Below are 22,080 nucleotides of genomic sequence, written 5' to 3'. Positions count from 1 at the left end.
CTTACTGATAAGTAACGGAATCAATCCTGTCATTTTGTACGATCTCCACCCAGGTAGTACCCGGATTCAGGCGGATCTCCTGTTCATTTCCGTCGTAATAATGCGTGATCCCCCATGGAGAATCCTTCTCCCAGCGGATATCAATAGCTTTGCCTCTGGTAATAAACTTGCCCTCTCCGCCGGAAATGGCATCAATATTCAGATAGCCGTTTCCATCGTAGGCCGGGCAGGATGAATACTGAAGGATGATATTGTCGCAGGTAAGCGGTTCATTATCCAGCTGATCCACATGTTCCTTGCCAAACTGGAATCTCTTATATTCCTTTGTCTCTTCATCGTATTCATACCACGGATGATTGTCAGTAAAATTATCCAGCTTCACAAGGCTGGCTGTGATCCCATCCGGTACAGTCTCTGTACCATCTTCTGCAAAAAGATAATGTCCGGTATATTCTTCTTTATATTCCTGGCTGTATCCCATAGCATCTATGCCTGCCTGAAGGTGGCTGGCATCTGTATAGGCATTGTGAGGTGCCTTCCTGTCTGTTGTGCGGAAAAAAGCCAGCTTGCCGATCTGGATCCCGTTGAGGTTATCGATCACATGCTGCTCCAGATAAGGCAGTGCATAGGCAGCCTGTCCGTAGTGGGCATAGATCGCATTAAATTCGTTGGCATAAAAGAGATAATAGTCACGGCAGCTGCGAACGGAACCGATTCGTTCCAGCTCATCGTAATCTTCGAGAATGCCCATAAGACGGGTAATATTACCTTCCACCGGCGCTTCGTAGACAACACCGGCATGTCCGATACCACTCTGGGGAGCTCCGACACTGTTGTTGCCCATCATCACGGCAACCGGTCTTCTCCGTCCAATGCTCTCCGGAACATTTTCGCCGGTAAGATAGCTCTTTACCTGGGTTTCTTCCTGCTTTTCCTCATTGGGGACAAAGCCTACCAGATCCTGCCCTGCTCCAAAAGCGGGAACAGTCTGGGCAATGCAGATGCATGCAGCTGTGATACCTGCCAGGATACCTGTCTTTTTCATTCTCATATATTACCTCCTTTTCTTAAAGCGGAAGAGTTTCCCGCTTAGCTTTTCCGTGGGACAGCCCGTCTAGCGGTTGATCCCCAGCTCCTTCAGTGCCGCTGCCTGCTTGGCTTCCATGACCTTCGCCTCATCCTCTGTCATATGATCATAACCCAGAAGATGCAGCATACTGTGTGCCACCAGGAAACAGAATTCCCTTGTCACACTATGTCCGTATTCCTCTGCCTGGGCAAAAACCTTAGGCACGGAGATCATGATATCTCCAAGAAGGAGTTCATCACTGTCCAGATCAAAATAGGACTCATCCTCTTCCACAACGGAATAATCCGCCGGTGTCTCAAAGGGAATCATAGGAAATGACAGCACATCCGTAGGAGCCTGGATATTCCGGAATTCCGTATTTACCCTCTTGATCTCCTCGTTGTCTGTCAGGACAAGATTGACCTGTCCGTCATAGGGACATTTTTCCATTTCAAGAACCTTGTCCGCAACCTGGGATGCAAGGGCAGCATAGTCAATGCCTAACTCCTGATCTGTCTCATATTCGATATTTATGGTCATCTTCTGTACTCCTTATTTTTTACAGCATACCTGTCATCCTTCCTGGATTTGGCAGGCTTCTGTTTTTTTCATAATCGTCATAGGCCTGTACGATCTGCTGTACAAGTGGATGACGTACAACATCCTTGCTGGTCAGCTGACAGAATCCAATGTCATCGATCTTCTTCAGCACCTTCATCGCCACATCCAGACCAGATGTGGCATCCCTGGGAAGGTCCTTCTGGGATGCATCTCCTGTGATGATCACCTTGGAACCGAAGCCGATCCTGGTCAGGAACATCTTCATCTGGGCAGGTGTGGTATTCTGTGCCTCATCCAGGATGATGAAGGCATTATCCAGTGTACGTCCTCTCATATAGGCAAGAGGGGCAACCTCGATGAGCCCCTTCTCCATGTTTTTGGCAAAGCTGTCTGCGCCCATGATCTGATACAATGCGTCATAAAGAGGACGCAGATAGGGATCGACCTTGCTCTGGAGATCGCCAGGAAGGAATCCCAGCTTCTCGCCTGCCTCAATGGCCGGTCTGGTAAGAATGATCCTGGAAACCTCCTCATTGCGAAAAGCAGTTACTGCCATAGCCATGGCAAGATAGGTTTTGCCGGTTCCGGCAGGTCCCACGCCGAACACGATCATCTTCTTACGGATCTGTTCCACATAGTCCTTCTGTCCGAGAGTCTTGGGCTTGATGGGTCTGCCCTGTATGGTATTACAGATAAAATCCTTGTCGATCTCCTCCATCACGGAGCCGATCTTCTCCATGGCAAGGGAAAGTGCGTAATTCACATTCTGCTGTGTGATGGTATTGCCTCTGCCCGCAAGTGTGTTCAGTTCCTCCACGATCGCCCTGGCCTGTGTGGCTCCCTCCTGGCTTCCCAGGATCTTAAGAGAACCGTCACGGAAGATCATGGTTACGTTCAGAGTACGTTCGATCAGCTTCAGATGCTCGTCAAACTGTCCGAAAATATTCGCCTGGCGGTCTGCCGGCACATCCACATATAATTCGATAATGCTGCTAGCCATCCTCTGGTGTCCTTTCTTTTGGCTGCGTCTTTTTTCTGTGGGGGCTTTTCTTCCGGTCCGTTCAATGACGGTAAGAGTGCCTCTGCTGACGCAGTCCTGGTGATTTATTTCTATTTTAACATTATTTTCAGATATTTGAACCCCTTTTTCTATTAATTTTTCTTCATAGGCATAAAGCCTTTGTATGGCCTGTTTTTTTTGCGGCATCCTCTGTCAGCTGCTCTTTCTGTACTTCGTACTTCCCGATCGCAGCGATCCCCAGGGTAACAGGAGAACGAAAAATCCCGATACTGAAAAGAGGTTCCCGACTGACGAGACGTTCCTCATTTTGTTTCAGAGGAGAGGAAAAGTCCAGAAACCAGTTTCCCAGCTGAAAAAAAACCTTGTTTTCTTTTTATCGGACCACACCTTTTTCTCCATATCCAACGGAAAGGTATCGTAATAGGCAATGGTATGTCGGATGTAAATATCCGCATCTGCCTGAACATATGCATAGCGGATAACCTCCTGACTGTCATCGGTGATGTCCACGATCCCGGAAACCAGTTCCTGGCCTTTTTTATTTCATCCCCAGCCCTGACAAGAGGAGTTCCCTGCCGTGTGACCATGGAATCGATCACACCGTCCAGTGTTGAAAACAGACTGCAGAATCTTTCTTCCGGCTCTGCTTTTTCTCCGGCAGTTCCCTCCCGGATCTCAAAACGCAGGCCCGTTCCCGAAAATCCGGCAGACACCCAGGTGATCTCCGGAAATTCTCTTCGCAGGGAAGCTGCAAGTGCACTGCAGCTGATCTTCTTTCTGGATACTCCGAAACAGACCCCCTGCTCTTTCAGAAAGCTCATCAGCTGGGGTGTGGGATTTAAAATATTTCCCCGAATTTCAACGTTCCACACTCTGCCTGACAGAAAAAAAAGGAGGCAGCAAACTGCCAGAAATCCTGCGGGGATCATTTTTCTTCTTTTACAGAAAAGCAGAAAAAACAAAGGTCCTCTTTTTTTCAGGATGTGGATATGTACCCCTGTTTTTCTCCGCAGTGGCGAGATCTGCAGAAAATCCGCTACCTTCATAGTCAGCTGAAGCTCCGTCTCACCGGTACGGATGATCCTTTTCAGATCCATTTCCCTGCCTCTGCACAGATTCACAAACCGCTGGCACTGCTGCCCCTTAACAGAAACCCGCACAAAACCTGGGACCATTACTTATTTCCCTCCTCCAGCATAATGCTTTCGATCTGCCCGCGGATACATAGTTCAAGGGTTGTGTAGCAGGGAATCACAAGGTTTTTCCCACGGATCACAAGTCTGCCGGAAGGTGTCAGTATCAGGATCTCCTCCCTTGTATAGCTCTGGATATTCCGGTAATTTTCGATCACTGCCCGGCGTTTTCCCGTAAGTATCACCTGCACCTCCCGAAATGCCGGTTCCCCGGGAAGCTCCAGAAAAGCTGACATTTTTCTCATTAAAAAAATCCTCCGGCTTTTATCATTAATCTATGCCGGAGGATTTCTTCATATGTATCTTTCACTGTATCTGCTTTTTGTCTTTTATCTGCGGATCAGCACCATGGAAAACCAGAGAATGGTATTTCCACCCAGATTATATTCCATAGCTTCCTTTTCTACGATCTCACTGACTACCACGCCATAGCTTTCCAGACATGGATGCATATGCTCCGGAAAACGGCATGGTTTTCCGTCCAGATAGGCACAGCGTTCACAGAAGTCACAGGATTCCGTGGAAAGCGTAAAGGTCTCATAGCCCTCTCCCTCCAGAAAATCACGTACCTTCTCTGTAAGCGCTTCGTGTTCCATTCTTGTGGAAAGCATCTCCTTCATGTTCATGATATCCGATACCTCCGCAACGCTGGAAAAGAAAACTGCTTTCGGATAGCTCCGGATCTTCTTTTCGCATTCTGACAGCTCTCCCACTGCCGGAGGACAGGCCCATGTGCTCCCATAACGTTCACATTCCTGTTTACAGATCGTACGCACACGTGACTGTACTTTAATATCCCCGGTATCCAGCACACGATACTCAAAAATGGGATACTGGGAAATAAACTCATCAAATTTTTCTTTTATACTGTTCATACCTTTAAGATCTCCTGTTCTCCAAAAAGGCTCATAACTGCTGCCTCATAGTCACCAAAATGCTGGGATTTTTTGATCTTTTTCAGATATCTGGCATAATTGGTAAAGCCCGGTGCCATATAACTCCACAATTCCTTCATGCGGAAAAGTACATTTCGTTCTCCCGAAAGATATCGCTGATAATCCCGGTAAAGACGGTCATGGAACTGCCGCAGCTTTTTTCGGTATTCTTCCCGGTGATCCTCTCCGTCTTCTTTTTGCATAATGGCATCCAGAAGATAGGGCCTTGCGATCAGGCCTCTTCCGTACATGACGCTGTCTGCATCCGGAAATTTCTCCCGGATTTCCTGATAAGCCTCCACCGAAAAAATATCCCCGTTATATCCCAGAGGAACCTTCAGCTTTTCCCTTGCCTCCTCATACAGTCCATATCTGGGAATCCCCTTATAATGATCCTTCAGAAGGCGTGGATGGATGATCAGCTCCTTCAGCGGATATCTGCCGTAGATCTCAAGAAGCCGTTCCCAGTCTTCCTCATAATCCGTTCCCACTCTTGTTTTTATGGAGATCTCCATCCCGGTCTTTTCGAAGATCTCATCCAGAAAACGTTCCAGCTTATCCGGCTCGCCCAGGAAACCGGCACCCTTTCCCTTGGCTGTGACAGTTCCCGAGGGGCATCCCAGATTGAGATTTACTTCCCTGTGTCCGTATTCATCCCGGAAGATATGGGCTGTTTTCACAAAATCCTCCGCATTGTTGGTCAGGATCTGGGGGATCACCGGAAGATCTCCGTTGGTTTCCGGTGATACCTCTTTGATCTCCTTGCTGCTGAGACGTTTATTGGGCTTGGCAGTGATGAAGGGAGTAAAGTATTTATCCATGGGATAAAAACAGTCATGATATGCATTCCGGTAAACCCAGTTGGTTACGCCCTCCATAGGTGCCAGATAATTCTTCATTGTTTATCCTCCTTCATCCGGAAATAGATCTGCTTTCTCCCTCCGCTTCCTGTGGGGATCCTGCCTGTCTCATAATTTCCCAGAGATTTGATAAAGGGGGTCAGCTTGGAATATCCGTAATTACGCACATCAAAATCCGGAAGTCGTTTCCCAAGCTGGTCGCCCAGCTGTCCGGAGGAAAGCCATCCCTCTTCGTCAGAAAATTTCTCGATGATGGCATTAATGGCCTTGCGCACCCGCTTGAGATCTTTGTTCTTCCTGGAGCCGGAGCTGCTCTGTTTACTGCTGTTTCCGGATTTTTTAGCTTCTGCTGCAGTAGCCAGATCTTCCTTCTTCTCTTCCTCCTGCTGGTTGCGGTAGAGAAGATCCAGATATTTAAACTGGTTGCATGCGGAAATAAACGGCTTCGGCGTCTTCTCCTCACCCATACCCAGGACCAGCATTCCGGATTCCCGGAGCCTTGCTGCCAGACGGGTGAAATCACTGTCCGAAGAAACGATACAATATCCATCCACATTTCCGGAATACAGAATATCCATGGCATCAATGATCATCGCCGAATCGGTGGCGTTTTTCCGGTGGTATAGCTGTACTGCTGGATAGGGATGATGGAATCCTCCAGGAGAACCTTTTTCCAGGAGGAAAGCCGTGCACTGGTCCAGTCTCCATAGATCCGTTTGTAGGTGGCTATGCCGATGTTTGCCACTTCATCCACGATGATCTTGATGTATTTGTCTGATACATTATCTGCATCGATCAGTATTGCAATTCTTAATTCGTTGTCCATAAATCCAACCTTTTCTGTTTAATCTGTGCCGTCTCCGATGCGGATCAATGCTCCAGCATGATCTTGAGGATCTCTCTGTCTGTTTCCTTCATACCGTCTTTTCCGATCTGTCCCACACAGCTGATGGTCTCTGCGGTTTCTTCCTGGAGAATTCCTGTATAAGGTGCATAAGACTGCCCGTTCATGGCAAGATGATGCGCCAGAAAGGCTGCGTCAAGACAGGCTGCGATCTTGGCAGCACAGGAGATCTTGGCCCCATCACAGATGATTCCCGGAATATTGGCGAGGGTATTCTCGATCGTTTTTTTGATCAGGGAAATATCTCCGCCTACCATATAGGTAATGGCAGCTCCGGCTGCACAGGAGGCCGATACCGCACCGCAGAAGGCAGACAGCTTCCCTATATATTGCTTCTGATAAACTGTGAGGAGATTGGAAAACACCAGAGCCCTGTAGAGGCTGTAATCCGGCAGCTCCATCTCTCTTGCATAGACAATCAGCGGAACAGAGCATGCAATTCCCTGATTTCCGCTTCCGGAATTGATGACAACCGGCATATCACAGCCACCCATACGTGCCTCAGAAGCCGCTGCAGTAAGACTTCTCATTCTAGTGAGCATATCGTGAGAATAATTTTCACGGATCACGCGCCCGATACCCAGGCCGTATTTTCCGGTCATTCCCTCATGAGCAATGGCCATGTTGCTTCTGATCTGCGCATCCAGAAGCTCCTTTACATCGGAAAGCTCTACGGTATCTGCAAATTCCCGAATATCCTCCAGATTTAACAGGCCACGGTCCGTCTCTTCCTTTTCTTCCACTGCTTTATCTGCATCAAGGAGGATCTCTCCGTTTTTGCTGATCCTGGTCACGTTGATATGGTCGTATTTGATCTCCAGGCTGACGGCATCTTCACCGGCATACATTTCGATGATAATGTGAAGGACTACCGGCGTGTCCAGAAGCTCCACCTTACAGATATCTGCCTCCAGAAGTTCCCTGCAGCGTGCCCTGCCCTTTTCATCGACTTTGGAAAGAACTTCCATATTCAGTGAGGCATCTCCTGCCACCGCCCCAAGGATCACACCTGCAGGAATCCCCTTTAAGCCTCCTGAATTGGGAATGATCACACAACGCACATTTTTGATGATATTTCCGGAACATTTTGCTACGATACGCTCCGGCTCTTTCCCAAGGATCTCTCTTGCTCTTGCCGCACCATAGGCCAGAGCGATCGGTTCTGTGCATCCCATAGCCGGGATCATCTCCTCACGGAGGATCGCCAGATAGTTTTTATATATATTTTTGTCCACTTTTTTATTTACCTTCCCGTATTTTATGATTATTTCTTTTCCTGATATTTATGACATGCTACCATATGTCCCGGCTCCACCTGACGAAGTGCCGGGGTTTCCTGCCTGCAGCGTTCCTCACACCACGGACAGCGGTTATGGAAGCGACAGCCCCCGATAGATCTGGACTGTACTCCGGTATCCGTAACGATCTGATCCAGAGTTTTGACTCTCGGGTCCGGAACCGGAATCGAGGAGATCAGCATTTTTGTATAAGGATGCAGCGGATTGGAATAGAGCTTATCTGCATCTGCGATCTCCATGAGATTTCCAAGATAAAGCACCCCGATCTCATCACAGATCTTCTGGACCACCTGCAGCTGATGGCTGATGAACAGATAGGTCAGCCCGTATTTTTCCTGAAGATCCTGAAGCATCTGGACGATCTGGGCCTGCAGAGAAACATCCAGTGCAGAAATGGGCTCATCGCAGACTACAAATTCCGGCTGTACGGAAAGTGCTCTTGCAATGGAAATCCTCTGACGCTGTCCGCCGGAAAACTCATGAGGATACTTCAGAAGATCCTGCTCTTTGAGGCCAACCACGCGGATCAGTTCTTTTGCACGCTCCTTACGTTCCTTTGGAGTGTACATTTTATGGATTGCCATAGGCTCACAGATGATATCCTGCACTGTATGGCTTGGGTCCAGAGAGGAATAGGGATCCTGAAAAACGGACTGCATTTTTTTGCGGTATGGAAGCAGTTCTTTTTCCCCCATGGCTCCGATCTCTGTTCCTTCATAAAAAATCTCACCGCCTGTGGGTTTATGATAACGTAGGATTGCCTTTCCGATGGTAGATTTTCCGCTTCCGGATTCTCCTACCAGACCGAAGGTTTTCCCCTTTTCAATCGAAAAGCTTACCTGATCCACAGCCTTCAGTATGCCCGGCTTAAAGGACAGAATCTTCGGAGATTTCTGTTTAAAATATACTTTCAGATCTTTTACTTCAATTAAGGGCTTGCTCATCTCTTCTCCTCCCTTCTGTGACAGAATATCCTGTGTCCCTCTGAAGCCTCATAATATTTCGGAAGACAGGCTTCACAGGTTTTGTCCGCATATTTACAACGATTCAGGAAGGGACACAGATCACCGTTTCCGTCCGAAAGATCTCTCTCCAGAAACTGTTCAAAGGTACCTCCCACCCGCGGCATGCTTGCGATCAGTGCCTGTGTATAGGGATGTCCCGGATGAAGAAAAATTTCTTCTACAGTTCCTTCTTCCACCACGTAGCCACCACACATGACAGCTACCCGTTTACAGGTCTGCGCTACAACGCCCAGATCATGGGTGATCAGGATGATGCTCATATTGTTTTTTTCTGAAGTTCCAGAAGCAGATGAAGGATCTGCGCCTGGATCGTAACGTCCAGGGCTGTGGTGGGCTCATCTGCGATCAGGATCTTCGGGTCACTGCTCATGGCCATGGCGATCATCACACGCTGGCGCATACCGCCGGAAAGCTCGTGGGGATAGCTGTTCATAGCCTTTTCCGGGTCTGTGATGCCAACGGCTGTGAGAAGCTCCAGCACCCGGGCCTTTGCTTCTTTTTTGTTCATATTGGTATGGCGCCGGATCAGCTCTACCATCTTATTACCAACAGTGTAAACCGGATTCAGTGCGGAAAGAGAATCCTGAAAGATCATGGCGATCTCACCACCGCGGATCTCACGGAGCTCTGCTTCATTTTTCTTCAGGATATCTTCTCCCCGGAACAGGATCTCACCACCCATGATCTTACAGTTGGATGGTCCGAGACGGAGAATGGATTTGGTGGTTACGCTCTTTCCGCTTCCGGACTCTCCTACGATCCCGAAAAAATCCCCCTCACCGATGGCAAAGCCTGCACCTTTTACTGCCTGTGTCTCTCCAAGGTCTGTAAAGAAAGACACCTTCAGATCTTTTACTTCCAGTAATTTTTCCATATGTAAATGTCCTCCTTACTTGGGCTCGAATACTTTTCTTAATACTTCTCCCAGATAATTGAAGCTGACGACCGTGATCAGGATCAGGATTCCGGGGAAAATAGCCAGATACGGTGCCTGCTGGATATAGCGCTGTGCATTGCTCAGCATACTTCCCCAGGAAGCCGTAGGCGGCTGGATACCCAGGCCGAAAAAGCTCAGTGCAGATTCCATCAGGATGGCATTGGCAATGTTCATGGTTGCAGCCACGATAATGGTAGGCATGATGTTAGGCAGGATATGATGTACAATGGTGGAGAATTTCTTCTGTCCGGAGATCTTTGCATAGATGACATACTCTCTCTCGTTCAGGGAAATGGTCTCGCCACGGACGATCCTGGCAATGTTCATCCAGGTCAGAAAGCCGATGATCAGGACAATGTTCTGAAGTCCCGGTTTCAGGAAGGCATTCATAACGATCATGATCAGGAATGTCGGAAGGCTCATCAGTGCATCCACCAGACGCATCAGCACTGCATCCACCGTTCCTCCCACAAAACCGCTGATGGAACCGATGATCACACCAAGGGCTGTAGAAAGCACCATGGAAAGGAAGCCCACCAGAAGGGATGCTCTTCCTCCGTAAATACAACGAGCCAGATAATCCCGTCCCATATCATCCGTACCGAAAAGATGCGCCATGGAAGGAGCATTCAATCTCTCTGTGGCGCTGATGGCATTGGGATCTACCGGATACAAAAAGGCAAAAATGGAGATCAGTGCCAGCAGGATGATCGCTGCTGCACCTGCCACTGCAAGTTTATTTGTCTTAAAACCAAGTTTGATATTTTTCCAGATATTTTCTCTCATGTCCCTTTACCTCCTAACATCCTGCTTTGCGGATCCTCGGATCAAAGACAGCATACAGGATATCTGCCAGAAGATTTCCGAGCACCACGAGAAGCGCGGTGAACATGGTGATTCCCATGATCAGGGGATAATCATACTGCATAACAGCGGTCACTGCCAGCTGACCGATTCCCGGCCATGCAAAAAACCTGCTCGGTGATAATGGCACCGGAAACCAGAGACTGCAGGCTCATTCCGAGAACTGTGATCATAGGAAGCATGGCATTTTTCAGTACATGCCGGAAAAGGATTCCAGACTCTTTCATTCCGTAAGCCTTCTGCACCATAACATAATCGGAGGACATTTCCGTAATGGTACTGCTTCTTAAATACCGGATGTACTGTGACGCATTTGCAAAGGTCAGAACTGCGCAGGGCATGACCATATGCAGGATCAGATCTCCTAAGGAACGGTTGCCGTCTGAATGCATACCGATACTTGGCAGGATATGGAGATGCACACTGAAGAGATAGATCAGCATGATACCGAACCAGAACGTAGGAATGGAGATACCTACATAACAGAACATGCTGGTGATCTTATCCAGAACACCATTTTTATTCTTTCCGGAATACAGGCCTAGTACAATGGCAATGAGAAAACCAAGCAGCATGCTGGTTCCCATTAGGATCACGGTTGCGGGAAGCCTCTCCAGCATCTGTGTCAGGACCGGTCGGTTATTCATCAGGGAATTTCCGAAATTCCCGTGAAGGATCCTTCCCAGCCACAGAAAGTACTGCTCATAGACAGGCTTTGTAAGTCCCAGGCTTTCTCTCAGGTTCTGGATATATTCTTCACTCATATTTGGTTCCACATAAGTCAGGACAGGATCTCCGGGCGCTGCTTTTGTCAGTGCAAAGCAGAGAACAGAGACAATAAACAGTGTCAGAATACACTGTATCAGACGGTTTACGATCTTCTTCAAAATGTACCTCCTTTATTTTCCCCGAAAACAGGAAATCGGCTGGCGCAAAAACGCGTCAGCCTCTTTCTGTTTCCGGTATTCATCCGCTATAAAATTATTTATTTCTCCAATGTGTAGATCTTGGAATAATCATAATAAATAGTTTTTAACAGACATTCATCAAAGCCTCCGAAATCTTTACTTACCGCATAGAAACCATTGGAATAAGCGATCGGATAGATATACATGTTATCATTGATCGTATTCTGGATCTCCTTATAAATCTCGCCACGTTTTGTCTCATCTGCAGTACTGTTGCCCTCTTCCCACAATGCATCCAGATCTGTATCCTTGATCCTGGAATAGTTGGAACGGCTGACGGAAGAACTCATGTCTGCATAAAGGCTCGGCTCTTCTCCCAGAGTGTAGAAGCTCAGTACCAGATCATAATCTGTGCACTCCGTATCCTTTGTCTTATTCTTGAAGGTAGACTCATCTGTAGGAAGAAGATTGATGGTGATTCCTACATTGGCAAGGGCAGACTGTACATACAGAGCTTCACTCTCCATTGTCTTATCTGTGGAGATATACATCAGGTTCAGAGAAAGACTTGTCTTTCCTGCTTCGGAAAGGAGCTCCTGTGCTTTAGCCGGATCATTGTCGTAGGTATTGTCCGGTTTTGTATAGTAGAGTGTATCCGGTGTGAAAATAGAATCTGCAGGCTCTGCATAATCCTCGGAAAGGAAAGCAAACTGACAGAACTCCTCTTTATTCAGTGCGTATGCGATCGCCTGACGTACCTTTACATCCTGAAGATCTTCGTTCAGCTCATTCATGAACATGGCGTTGACACGTCCGGAATTATAGGTATTGATGTTTACGTTATCGTAAGCACTGACGGTATCGTAATCATCTGCGCTGATCAAACGTGCATCCAGATCTCCGCTTGCAAGTGCCGCATTGGCGGAGCTGGAATCCTTTACGATCTTGAAGGTGATGGAATCCAGATTTACATCATCAAAATAGTCATCGAATTTTGTTACTTTATAATACTCTCCGGATTTGTATTCCTCGAACTTAAAAGGACCACTTCCCACCGGTTCATTGTTGAGATCACTTTCTCCGATATTCTCCACGCCGTCATAAATATGCTTCGGAATACAGTAAACCTGGCTCAGTCCGCCAAGAAATCCTGCGGAAGATGATCCAAGGGAAATCTTGACTGTAAGGTCATCAACCTTCTCTGCCTCTACTGCCTTGTCATTAACGTATCCGTAAGAAGAATACGGAACATTCTGCTTCTCATCTACCAGCACCTGCATGGTGAATACCACATCATCGGCTGTGATCGGCTGACCGTCATGCCATTTCAGTCCGTCTTTGAGCTTCAGTGTGAATTCGCTGGCATCATCATTGGCTGTTACACTTTCGCAAAGTCCGTTTCCGTAATACATCTCTCCGTTCACGATCTCAAAAAACGGGCTGTACAGTGCCTGCATCATATCGAAGCTTGTCTGATCCACAACATAAAGCGGATTGATGTTCTGCGGATCTGCTGTTTCTGCAATGGTAATATTTCCGCCTTCCGCCTTGGTTCCTTCTGTTTCTGCTGCAAAAGCAGTCATTCCTGACATAACAGTTGTTCCTGCCACTGCAGCTACCAGAAGCGCTGCCAGTACTTTTTTTCTCATTTCCTGTTCCTCCTGTGTTTCAGTGAGTATTCCTCTTTTCCCACCAGTTTAATATGATATAGGTAAAATAATACTATACCATATTACCTTTGTCAAGCTGTCCCTGGCTCTTCAGAGATTTTTTTACTGCATTTCGTTAAAGCTTGTATTTATTCTACATACAGATCACACAGGCGTCAAGATAAATTTTCTGTATCTTGCCTCTGATCTATATATATTTCCTTAATTCGTCATATTTTTGATCCAGTGTCCGTAATTGCACTTCAAAAATGCAGGCACACATTTAAAGATCTGATCTGCATTCAGGCAGCATACCACCACTGCCGGAGATGCCTTAACCACAAATGCCATAAACATGGACAGAGGGATCACGATCCCCCAGGTACTGATCAGGTCCACCTTCATGGAATAGGCAATGCTTCCGCTTCCCCGGATGATACCACCGTTTGTCGGCATCTGATAGGACATTCCTACCATTACTACACTTAAGTCATTACCGAAAGCCCGAAGGCAACCCCTGCAATTTCCACACAGCGCAGTGTAGCAAGCAGGATCTGCGTCACCGCAAAGAAAAAGTAAGTAAACCGGATGATCGCCAGATAGGAAAGACCGCCTTCGATAATCGTCTGGTCTGTTGTAAAAAGCCCCAGCAGCTGTGTTAGAAAAAGGCTGGCCAGGATAAACAGCATAAGGGCAATAAAAAAGCCTGTGCGCATGGCCCAGGCACCGATCTTCCTTACCGGCTCTGTCTCTTTCTTTCCCCAGTACTGACTTCCGAATATGACAAGTCCGTCTCCCAGCGCCATAAGTAGCTGCTGAAAGACGAACTGTACCTGATTTACGGTGGTCACACCGGATAATGCAGTTTCGCTGAAGGCTCCAAGCATAATGTTGTCCGCAAGATTGACACTTAAGGTCACTACATTCTGCAGCACCAGCATGGAGCATAATTTCAGAAAATTACGATAAAAATTCTTCATCAGTCTTTTACGATGGCAATAATATCATCAGCGTTGATCACCAGATATTTCTCACCCTCATATTTGATCTCGGTTCCTGTGTATTTTCCGTAGATCACACGGTCGCCCGGCTTTACCTGTACCGGTACTTCTTTACCGTCTACGACCTTACCGCCACCTACTGCGATAACCTCTGCCTGCTGGGTTTTCTCCTTGGAGCTTTCCGGAAGTACGATGCCGGATGCGGTTTTGTCTTCTGTCTCAAAATATTTTACGATAACTCTGTCTGCAACTGGTTTTAATGCCATATTCATTTCCTTCTTTCTGTGATTATTAGCACTCTTAAGCTCCGAGTGCTACTCTTTTTTATCATACTACATATCCGAAAATTGTCAAGATATTTGCAGATATGTAGTATGATATTATTTATGATAGGGCTCTCCGCTGATGATACGATAGCTACGGTAGATCTGTTCCAGAAGGATCACACGCATCAGCTGATGAGGAAATGTCATCTTCGAAAAGCTTAAAGCATAGTCTGATCTCTTCAGTACTTCTTTTCCAAGACCGATAGAGCCGCCGATCACAAACTGGATATGGCTGGTCCCACGTATTCCCAGCTCGTTGATCTTCCGTGCGAAGTTCTCAGAGGTCAGCTGTTCGCCTCCAATCTCCAGAGTGATCACAAACGCATCCTCCCGGATATATTTAAGAAGACGCTCCCCTTCCTTGTTCCGAATGGCATCTTCTACTGTTTCGCTGGCATTATCCGGTGTTTTTTCGTCGGACACTTCTATGATCTCCAGCTTGCAGTAACGCCCGAGGCGCTTGGAATACTCCGCAATGGCATCCCGCAGATATTTTTCCTTGATCTTCCCTACTGTCAGGATACTTATTTTCATCCGCCGTTCTCCTCCAGATAATTCTCAAATTCTTCTGCTGACATCAAAACCTTCCTTGGCTTGGTTCCTTCCTCCGGACCTACCACTCCTGCGTCACAAAGCTGATCCATGATCCTTGCCGCACGGTTAAATCCGATCTTGAACATACGCTGGAGCATACCGATGGAGGCCTTTTCCTTCTCAATGATAAATTTACCGGCTTCTGTAAAATAGACATCTCTGTCACCGCCGCCGGCTCCTCCCGGGACACCGGCTGTATTGACCTGCTTCTCGATGGAGGTATCATAAACAGCACCCTGGTTTTTGTCAGAAACATATTCTACGACTGCACTGACCTCCTCATCTGAAACAAAAGCACCCTGCAGTCTGGCCGGCTTCTGATACCCCTGAGGATAAAACAGCATATCGCCCTTGCCAAGAAGCTTCTCGGCACCGTTCATATCCAGGATCGTTCTGGAATCCACACCGGAAGATACGGAAAATGCGATCCTGGACGGCATATTGGCCTTGATCAGACCTGTGATGACATTGACCGATGGCCTCTGGGTAGCAATGATCAAATGGATACCTGCTGCACGTGCCAGCTGGGCCAGACGGCAGATCGCATCCTCAACTTCTCCCGGCGCAACCATCATAAGATCCGCAAGCTCGTCCACGATGATCACGATCTGCGGCATCTTCTCAGGTGCCTTTTCTCCCTCCGGGACCCGCATATTGGCAACCTTTTTGTTATATTCTCCAAGATTACGTACCCCATATTCCGCAAAGGCATTGTAACGACTGGTCATCTCGGAAACAGCCCAGTTCAGCGCACCGGCCGCTTTCTTCGGATCTGTGACCACCGGAATGAACAGGTGCGGGATCCCATTATATACACTGAGCTCCACCACCTTCGGATCGATCATGATCAGACGCACCTCATCCGGTGTAGCCTTATAAAGGATGCTGATGATCAGCGTATTGATGCAGACGGATTTTCCGGAGCCGGTTGCTCCGGCGATAAGAAGATGCGGCATCTTGGCAATATCTGCCACTACCGGTTTTCCGGCAATATCCTTACCTGCTGCAAAGGACAGCTTGGATTTTGCATTTTTAAACTCCTCTGACTGAAGAAGATCCCTCAGCATGACCGGGCTGTTCTCCTTGTTCGGGACCTCGATCCCCACGGCTGCCTTTCCCGGTATCGGTGCTTCGATGCGGATATCCGGTGTAGCAAGATTCAGCTTGATATCATCGGAAAGACCAACGATCTTGCTGACCTTCACACCCATTTCCGGCTGCAGCTCATAGCGAGTAACGGTAGGTCCGCAGCTCACATTGGTAACGGTTACATTGACACCGAAATTATGCAGGGTTTCCTGAAGCTTCTGCGCTGTTTTGCGCAGATGTGCATCGGAATCTCCCTGAGATCTGCCATCTCCGCGCTTCAGAAGCTTCAGCGGCGGATACTGATATGGTTTCTTCTCCGGAGCTTCTCCCTGGCTGATCTCATGCTGGATATTTCTGATCCCATGCTCGATCTCTGTCTGAGATGACTTCGGGTTTCTGGAGGGCTGATGGGATGCTTTCTGTTCAGCTTCCGGCTGAGGATCCTCCTTTATCTCAGCGGGAGCAGCTGCCTTTCCTGTTTCCCGGGAAGCTTTTGCTGCTACAGCTGTCTTTGCCGGCAGGATCTGCTGCATCTCGGGAATATCTACATCCTCGTAGCCGGAATAAGCATCCTCCTCTTCGGCTTCCTGCATTTCTCTTTCGAAATCCGGCTCCTCCGACTCTTCCCGGGCCGGCTGGGACTGTGAACGGTGGATCTGGAATTCCAGCGGCTGAGCATGCTCCTCCGGTTTCTCATCAAGCCCTGGATCCTCTTCTGTCAGATCTGTATCTGCCGGAAGTACAGCCTTTTGTTCATCAAGGAAAGAAGGAAGATTAAATTCTCCTTCCCGGTTCGCCTTCACCGCAGCCTGTCTTTCTTTCTGCGATCTTCTTGTTTTTTCTTTTGTTTTTTTGAGATATTTTCCGGATCTTTCTCTGTAAGGGCAAGTTCTTCTTCCTCCAGCTCTTCTTCCAGCCGGCGGATCTTCTCCGCTCTTTTTTCCGCACGGATCTTTCTGCGAAGCTCCTTCTGCTTTTCTCTGTCCGGCTGTCCCTCAAGATAAGCTTCTCTGCCCTCTCTTGCTGCATCTGTAAAAAAGTCCAAGATCTTATTCATAAATCCGAAGAAGGATCTCTGTGTTATGATGATGAGAGACACAAGAAGCACCAGAACGATGATCACAGTTCCGCCCACAACGCCAAAAGCGGATGCTGTGGAAATACATACTGCACCACCGAATACTCCACCGCCGGTACGGTATTCCGAACTCAGTGAATAATAATCCGAAAACGTGGTACTTGGCGTATAGCCCTCTGTGATCAGCTGAAGAAAGCCGCAGAGGAACACAAAAAATACCACGCCCGCCAGTACCTTTTTGTAGGCAAGGCGGTTGGTATTGTTCACGATCAGGAACGTAACTCCGGCAAAAAGCAGGATCGGGAAAATATATGCACAAAGTCCCATGATGCCAAAGCATACGGCACTGATGGCATTTCCTACGATCCCTCCCATACCAAATGCACTGATCATCAGGATCAGGCAGGCCGCAAACATCACAAGGATCAAGATCTCTGTCTGAAAGCGGTTACCGACAGGCTGCTGCTTCGCCGCAGGTTTTCTTTTTCTTTTTTTTGTCGTTTTTGAAGCTGCCATTGTCAGACTCCTCCCAGTTGATATCAAATATAATTCGCTGCCAGAATAAGGATTCCGGCTGCAAAAGAATAAAATGCAAAATAACGCAGTCTGACCTGATTCGAAAGCTTAAGCATAAAACGGATCACCAGATAGCCTGTGATCCCGGCCACGATCATTCCAAGAACATAAGTAAATCCCTGGCCAACAGTCATATGAACAGAAGTGAACTCTCCCATCTCCACAAAAAAAGCTCCCACCACAGCCGGAATGCTCATCAGCAGCGAATATTTCACTGCAAACTTCCGTCCGAGGCCGCAGAAAAGTCCTGCGCTCATGGTAAGTCCAAGCCTGGAAAGTCCCGGAAACACAGAAAGGCCCTGACAGATACCCATCCACATAGCATCTCCGAAGCTGGTTTCTTTTGTTCCCTTGCTGCCATTGACATTACTGTAGTCCACAACAAGGAGGATCACACCTGTAAGAAGGATTCCGATCCCGGAAAACATGTGTGAGGATGCGCTTCGCACAACAAGTCGTTTGCACTGATATCCGATCAGGACTGTAGGAATGGTGGATACCATGATCAGGGCAGTAAGCTTCCGGTAAGTTCCGCTTATGATCTTTGCGTAGGTAAGCTCTTTCCCAGTCCTACGGTTATAGAGAAAAATATTGGCATTTCCGATCAGATCCAGTATCATTCCGATCAGCTCGATCCCGATCTTCTTGATGTCCTTCAGAAAAACAAGGATCAGAGCTATCATAGTTCCCAGATGGAGCATCACTTCAAAAAGCACACCGGAGCCTCTGGTACCGCCCAAAAGATCCTGCACTCCACAGAGATGTCCGAAACTGCTCACCGGCAGAAATTCGGTGATTCCCTGAATGATTCCCAATATAATCGCATGTATCACTGACATAATGATATTTCCTTTTCTTAAATTTTTTCCAACACATTATAGCATAACTGAGTAAAACTTACAATCTTCACTTGGCAAAAGTTTCAAACAAATGTTCTTTTTTTGATCTGCAAGAAAAAAAATCCTCCGGCTGCATCAGAAAACACAGTCGGAGGATCTGTTTATAAACAGACTTTCTGCTTATTTATTTTTCAGATATTCGTCGATACCTTTTGCACCAGCTTTACCTGCACCCATGGCAAGGATTACGGTAGCTGCACCTGTAACGGCATCACCACCGGCATATACGCCGTCCTTGGATGTCTTACCGGTTTCTTCCTCGGCAACGATACATCTTCTCTTGTTGATGTCAAGGCCCTTGGTTGTGGAAGAGATCAGAGGGTTCGGTGAAGTACCAAGAGACATGATGACAGTATCTACATCCATATCATACTCGGAACCAGGAATCTCTACCGGACGTCTTCTTCCGGATGCATCCGGCTCACCAAGCTCCATCTTGACAACCTTCATACCGTTTACGTGGCCGTTCTCATCAACGAGGATCTCCTTCGGATTTGTAAGAAGATCAAAGATGATGCCCTCTTCCTTAGCGTGATGAACTTCCTCTGCTCGTGCAGGAAGCTCTGCCTCACTTCTTCTGTATACGATATGTACCTCAGCACCAAGTCTCAGCGCTGTTCTTGCAGCATCCATGGCAACGTTACCACCGCCGACAACTGCAACCTTTTTGCCTGCTGCGATCGGTGTATCATAGGAATCATCGAATGCTTTCATGAGGTTGCTTCTTGTCAGGTACTCGTTTGCAGAGAATACACCGCTTGCATTCTCACCCGGGATACCCATGAACATCGGAAGTCCTGCACCGGAACCGATGAATACAGCCTCAAAGCCCTCATCCTCGATCAGCTGATCGATGGTAGTGGATTTACCGATGACAACGTTTGTCTCGAATTTAACGCCAAGCTCTTTGACCTTCTCGATCTCTTTCTTAACAACCTTCTGCTTCGGAAGACGGAACTCTGGAATACCGTAAACAAGAACACCGCCAAGCTCATGAAGAGCCTCGAATACAGTTACATCGTATCCTGCCTTTGCAAGGTCACCTGCACAGGTAAGTCCGGATGGACCGGAACCGATCACTGCAACCTTATGTCCGTTCTTAACCTCTGCTCCTGCAGGTTTGATATCATGCTCCAGAGCATAGTCTGCAACGAATCTCTCCAGCTTACCGATAGAAACAGCCTCGCCCTTCTTACCGCGGATACACTGTCCCTCACACTGGGATTCCTGCGGACATACACGACCACAGATAGCTGGAAGTGCGGAAGATAAACCGATCACCTTGTAAGCCTCTTCCATGTTGCCTTCTTTGATGTGCTCGATAAATCCCGGAATATTGATGGATACCGGACATCCCTCTACACATTTCGGTTTCTTACAGCCAAGGCATCTCTGTGCCTCTTCCATTGCTTCTTCCTGATTATATCCAAGACATACTTCCTCGAAGTTTGTCGCACGTACCTTCGGATCCTGCTCTCTTACAGGAACTTTTTTAACATTTTTGCATCTGCCATTAGTTGTCACCTCCGCAATGTCCGCATCCACCGTGGTGGGTATCGCCTTCCTGAAGCTTCAGTAATGCACGGCCCTCCTGGGTCTTATACATCTGGCTTCTCTTCATAGCCTGATCGAAATCAACGAGATGTCCGTCGAACTCCGGTCCGTCTACGCAGGCAAATTTGATCTCATCACCGACCTGGAGACGACAAGCGCCGCACATACCGGTTCCGTCAACCATGATCGGGTTCATGCTGACAATTGTGTGGATACCAAGCTTCTTGGTAAGAAGACAGACAAATTTCATCATGATCATCGGTCCGATCGCTACACAGACGTCATAATGCTTGCCCTCGTTTGTCACAAGATCCTCAAGAGTCTTTGTTACCATACCGGAACGGCCATAGGAACCGTCATCTGTTGTAACATAAAGATTGGAAACAGCGCCAAGCTCTTTCTCAAGGATAACCATATCCTTAGTCTTGGAACCAAGGATAACATCCGCTGTGATGCCGTGCTCATGGAGCCATTTAACCTGCGGATAAACAGGTGCGGTACCGACACCACCGGCTACGAATACCATTTTTTTCTTCTTAAGTTCTTCGATATCCTCATGGACGAACTCAGACGGACATCCCAGAGGTCCTACGAAATCACGGAATGAATCTCCCGCCTTCAGTGCGGACATCTTAATGGTAGATGCTCCGATCTCCTGGAATACGATGGTAACTGTACCGGCCTCGCGATCGTAATCGCAGATGGTAAGCGGGATCCTTTCTCCCTTTTCGTCAAGTTTCACAATGATAAATTGTCCTGGCAGACAGTGGCTTGCAACACGTGGTGCATGCACAACCATAAGATGGATCTTAGCTGCCAGCGTTTCAGCTTTTAAAACCTTATACATGGTCTTCCTCCTCGCGCAAATTATAAACCTTTATTAATAATACGCTAAAAATCAGCATATGACAAGAGTAGATTTACAATTTCTGTCAAAATTCTTTACCACAGCACAGCGCAACCATGTTAGTCTTATGCAACTAATATCATCAAAAGCCACATACAAAACTGGTTATTTCTGTGTTTTTTTCCTTTCGATAAGGGTATACAATCGGTCCAGTGCCTCCCGGATCCCTCCTACTTCATCGATGAGTCCTTCCTTTACCGCTTCCTCACCCTCCAGCATAGTCCCCACATCTTTTACAAGCTGGGAGGTATCTAGCATCAGCTCCTCCATCCGTTCTGCCGTGATATGTGAATGTCCGGATACAAAGGCAATGATCCGGTCCTGGATTTTTTCCATATTGCGGTAGGACTGCGCTACGCCGATGAACATTCCGTTCTGGCGCACCGGATGGACCACCATGGTAGCACTTGGCACGATAAAGGAATAATCTGCTGATACCGCCATGGGTACACCTATGGAATGTCCCCCGCCCAGCACCAGGGAAACCGTAGGGATACTCAGAGACGCGATCATCTCCGCAATGGCAAGCCCTGCCTCCACATCTCCTCCTACCGTATTTAAAAGGATCAGAAGTCCCTCGATCTCCTCATCATCCTCAATGAGAGCCAGCTTTGGCAGTACATGCTCATACTTGGTTGTTTTGCTGTGAGACGGCGCGGATTCATGACCTTCGATTTCCCCGATCACCGTCAGAAGCTCCACTTTATGCTTCCGGGAATTTCCATCGAGCACTGCCTGCCCGGTTTCCCGGATCTGTTCGTTCTGGCTCGCTTCCCGGTCCAGTTCCTTCTGTTTTCTCTCTTCGCTCTGTTTTTCCATAAAAAAATACCTC

26 protein-coding genes and 1 pseudogene are annotated in these 22,080 nt (G+C 47.6%); all 27 read right to left on the bottom strand.

The genetic code is table 11. The features are described from left to right. Nucleotide 1: 1 nt before the first annotated feature. The 27 genes and pseudogenes from CK1_RS03005 to CK1_RS02885 all read right to left on the bottom strand — a co-directional run bounded on the left by CK1_RS03005 (nt 2) and on the right by CK1_RS02885 (nt 22,067). The gene (locus CK1_RS03005) at nt 2–1,051 is read right to left on the bottom strand and encodes a DUF3048 domain-containing protein (RefSeq protein ID WP_021650536.1); all 1,050 of its coding nucleotides are present in this window, start codon (nt 1,049–1,051) and stop codon (nt 2–4) included. 63 nt (nt 1,052–1,114) lie between these two features. Then, complete coding sequence (ybeY, locus tag CK1_RS03000) at nt 1,115–1,609, bottom strand: rRNA maturation RNase YbeY (protein ID WP_015524845.1); 495 nt, start codon at nt 1,607–1,609, stop codon at nt 1,115–1,117. A gap of 19 nt (nt 1,610–1,628) precedes the next feature. Next, a complete protein-coding gene (locus CK1_RS02995; RefSeq protein ID WP_306288708.1) occupies nt 1,629–2,630 on the bottom strand; it encodes a PhoH family protein in 1,002 nt (333 codons plus the stop codon). A gap of 323 nt (nt 2,631–2,953) precedes the next feature. Beyond that, entirely contained in the window at nt 2,954–3,826 is an 873-nt protein-coding gene (locus tag CK1_RS02990; RefSeq protein WP_015524843.1) for a sporulation protein YqfD, read from the bottom strand. Next, nucleotides 3,826–4,089: a YabP/YqfC family sporulation protein gene (locus CK1_RS02985; RefSeq protein ID WP_015524842.1), complete on the bottom strand. Its 264-nt coding sequence runs from the start codon at nt 4,087–4,089 to the stop codon at nt 3,826–3,828. The genes CK1_RS02990 and CK1_RS02985 overlap by 1 nt, the downstream gene beginning before the upstream one ends. Nucleotides 4,090–4,173: 84 nt before the next feature. Further along, complete coding sequence (locus tag CK1_RS02980; protein ID WP_015524841.1) at nt 4,174–4,719, bottom strand: DUF2284 domain-containing protein; 546 nt, start codon at nt 4,717–4,719, stop codon at nt 4,174–4,176. Further along, entirely contained in the window at nt 4,716–5,678 is a 963-nt protein-coding gene (locus CK1_RS02975) for a tRNA dihydrouridine synthase (RefSeq protein WP_015524840.1), read from the bottom strand. The genes CK1_RS02980 and CK1_RS02975 overlap by 4 nt, the downstream gene beginning before the upstream one ends. After that, nucleotides 5,675–6,106, bottom strand: a complete 432-nt coding sequence (locus CK1_RS17920; RefSeq protein WP_353611211.1) for an OST-HTH/LOTUS domain-containing protein — start codon at nt 6,104–6,106, stop codon at nt 5,675–5,677. Before CK1_RS17920 ends, CK1_RS02975 begins: the two co-directional genes overlap by 4 nt. Continuing rightward, nucleotides 6,107–6,465 (bottom strand): annotated as a pseudogene (locus CK1_RS17915) (NYN domain-containing protein); the annotation flags it as partial. Between the two features lie 44 nt (nt 6,466–6,509). Then, nucleotides 6,510–7,778, bottom strand: coding sequence for an L-cysteine desulfidase family protein (locus tag CK1_RS02965; RefSeq protein WP_021650543.1), 1,269 nt, complete (start codon nt 7,776–7,778; stop codon nt 6,510–6,512). A gap of 29 nt (nt 7,779–7,807) precedes the next feature. Then, entirely contained in the window at nt 7,808–8,785 is a 978-nt protein-coding gene (locus tag CK1_RS02960) for an ABC transporter ATP-binding protein (protein WP_015524837.1), read from the bottom strand. Continuing rightward, nucleotides 8,782–9,126, bottom strand: a complete 345-nt coding sequence (locus CK1_RS02955; protein ID WP_015524836.1) for an oligopeptide/dipeptide ABC transporter ATP-binding protein — start codon at nt 9,124–9,126, stop codon at nt 8,782–8,784. Before CK1_RS02955 ends, CK1_RS02960 begins: the two co-directional genes overlap by 4 nt. Next, nucleotides 9,123–9,740, bottom strand: a complete 618-nt coding sequence (locus CK1_RS02950) for an ABC transporter ATP-binding protein (RefSeq protein ID WP_015524835.1) — start codon at nt 9,738–9,740, stop codon at nt 9,123–9,125. The genes CK1_RS02955 and CK1_RS02950 overlap by 4 nt, the downstream gene beginning before the upstream one ends. 15 nt (nt 9,741–9,755) lie before the next feature. Further along, nucleotides 9,756–10,589 (bottom strand): ABC transporter permease, encoded by an 834-nt coding sequence (locus CK1_RS02945; RefSeq protein ID WP_015524834.1) that lies wholly within the window; start codon nt 10,587–10,589, stop codon nt 9,756–9,758. A 13-nt stretch (nt 10,590–10,602) separates the two neighbouring features. After that, on the bottom strand, nt 10,603–10,731 hold the full coding sequence (locus CK1_RS02940; RefSeq protein WP_015524833.1) for an ABC transporter permease subunit: 129 nt from the start codon (nt 10,729–10,731) through the stop codon (nt 10,603–10,605). Beyond that, nucleotides 10,721–11,554, bottom strand: coding sequence for an ABC transporter permease (locus CK1_RS02935; RefSeq protein WP_306288707.1), 834 nt, complete (start codon nt 11,552–11,554; stop codon nt 10,721–10,723). Before CK1_RS02935 ends, CK1_RS02940 begins: the two co-directional genes overlap by 11 nt. A gap of 98 nt (nt 11,555–11,652) precedes the next feature. After that, the gene (locus CK1_RS02930; RefSeq protein WP_015524832.1) at nt 11,653–13,224 is read right to left on the bottom strand and encodes an ABC transporter substrate-binding protein; all 1,572 of its coding nucleotides are present in this window, start codon (nt 13,222–13,224) and stop codon (nt 11,653–11,655) included. 222 nt (nt 13,225–13,446) lie between these two features. After that, nucleotides 13,447–13,680: a hypothetical protein gene (locus tag CK1_RS17910; protein ID WP_015524831.1), complete on the bottom strand. Its 234-nt coding sequence runs from the start codon at nt 13,678–13,680 to the stop codon at nt 13,447–13,449. A gap of 29 nt (nt 13,681–13,709) precedes the next feature. Next, entirely contained in the window at nt 13,710–14,204 is a 495-nt protein-coding gene (locus tag CK1_RS02925) for an MATE family efflux transporter (RefSeq protein WP_015524830.1), read from the bottom strand. Further along, nucleotides 14,204–14,491: a co-chaperone GroES gene (gene groES, locus CK1_RS02920; protein ID WP_015524829.1), complete on the bottom strand. Its 288-nt coding sequence runs from the start codon at nt 14,489–14,491 to the stop codon at nt 14,204–14,206. The genes CK1_RS02925 and groES overlap by 1 nt, the downstream gene beginning before the upstream one ends. A 114-nt stretch (nt 14,492–14,605) precedes the next feature. Then, on the bottom strand, nt 14,606–15,085 hold the full coding sequence (rlmH, locus tag CK1_RS02915; protein ID WP_015524828.1) for a 23S rRNA (pseudouridine(1915)-N(3))-methyltransferase RlmH: 480 nt from the start codon (nt 15,083–15,085) through the stop codon (nt 14,606–14,608). Then, nucleotides 15,082–17,037: a DNA translocase FtsK gene (locus CK1_RS02910; protein WP_306288706.1), complete on the bottom strand. Its 1,956-nt coding sequence runs from the start codon at nt 17,035–17,037 to the stop codon at nt 15,082–15,084. Before CK1_RS02910 ends, rlmH begins: the two co-directional genes overlap by 4 nt. After that, entirely contained in the window at nt 17,034–17,828 is a 795-nt protein-coding gene (locus CK1_RS02905) for a DNA translocase FtsK 4TM domain-containing protein (protein WP_015524827.1), read from the bottom strand. The genes CK1_RS02910 and CK1_RS02905 overlap by 4 nt, the downstream gene beginning before the upstream one ends. A 23-nt stretch (nt 17,829–17,851) precedes the next feature. Then, a complete protein-coding gene (locus tag CK1_RS02900) occupies nt 17,852–18,727 on the bottom strand; it encodes an undecaprenyl-diphosphate phosphatase (RefSeq protein WP_015524826.1) in 876 nt (291 codons plus the stop codon). Nucleotides 18,728–18,907: 180 nt separating this feature from the next. Then, nucleotides 18,908–20,332, bottom strand: a complete 1,425-nt coding sequence (gene gltA / locus CK1_RS02895; protein ID WP_306288705.1) for an NADPH-dependent glutamate synthase — start codon at nt 20,330–20,332, stop codon at nt 18,908–18,910. Beyond that, a complete protein-coding gene (locus CK1_RS02890) occupies nt 20,301–21,188 on the bottom strand; it encodes a sulfide/dihydroorotate dehydrogenase-like FAD/NAD-binding protein (protein WP_015524825.1) in 888 nt (295 codons plus the stop codon). Before CK1_RS02890 ends, gltA begins: the two co-directional genes overlap by 32 nt. Nucleotides 21,189–21,353: 165 nt before the next feature. Continuing rightward, the gene (locus CK1_RS02885; RefSeq protein WP_015524824.1) at nt 21,354–22,067 is read right to left on the bottom strand and encodes a ClpP family protease; all 714 of its coding nucleotides are present in this window, start codon (nt 22,065–22,067) and stop codon (nt 21,354–21,356) included. Nucleotides 22,068–22,080 lie beyond the last annotated feature (13 nt).

The sequence above is a fragment of the Ruminococcus sp. SR1/5 genome, from assembly GCF_000209835.1.
Classification (GTDB): domain Bacteria; phylum Bacillota; class Clostridia; order Lachnospirales; family Lachnospiraceae; genus Blautia_A; species Blautia_A fusiformis.
This window is presented reverse-complemented; position numbering and strand designations above follow the sequence as displayed.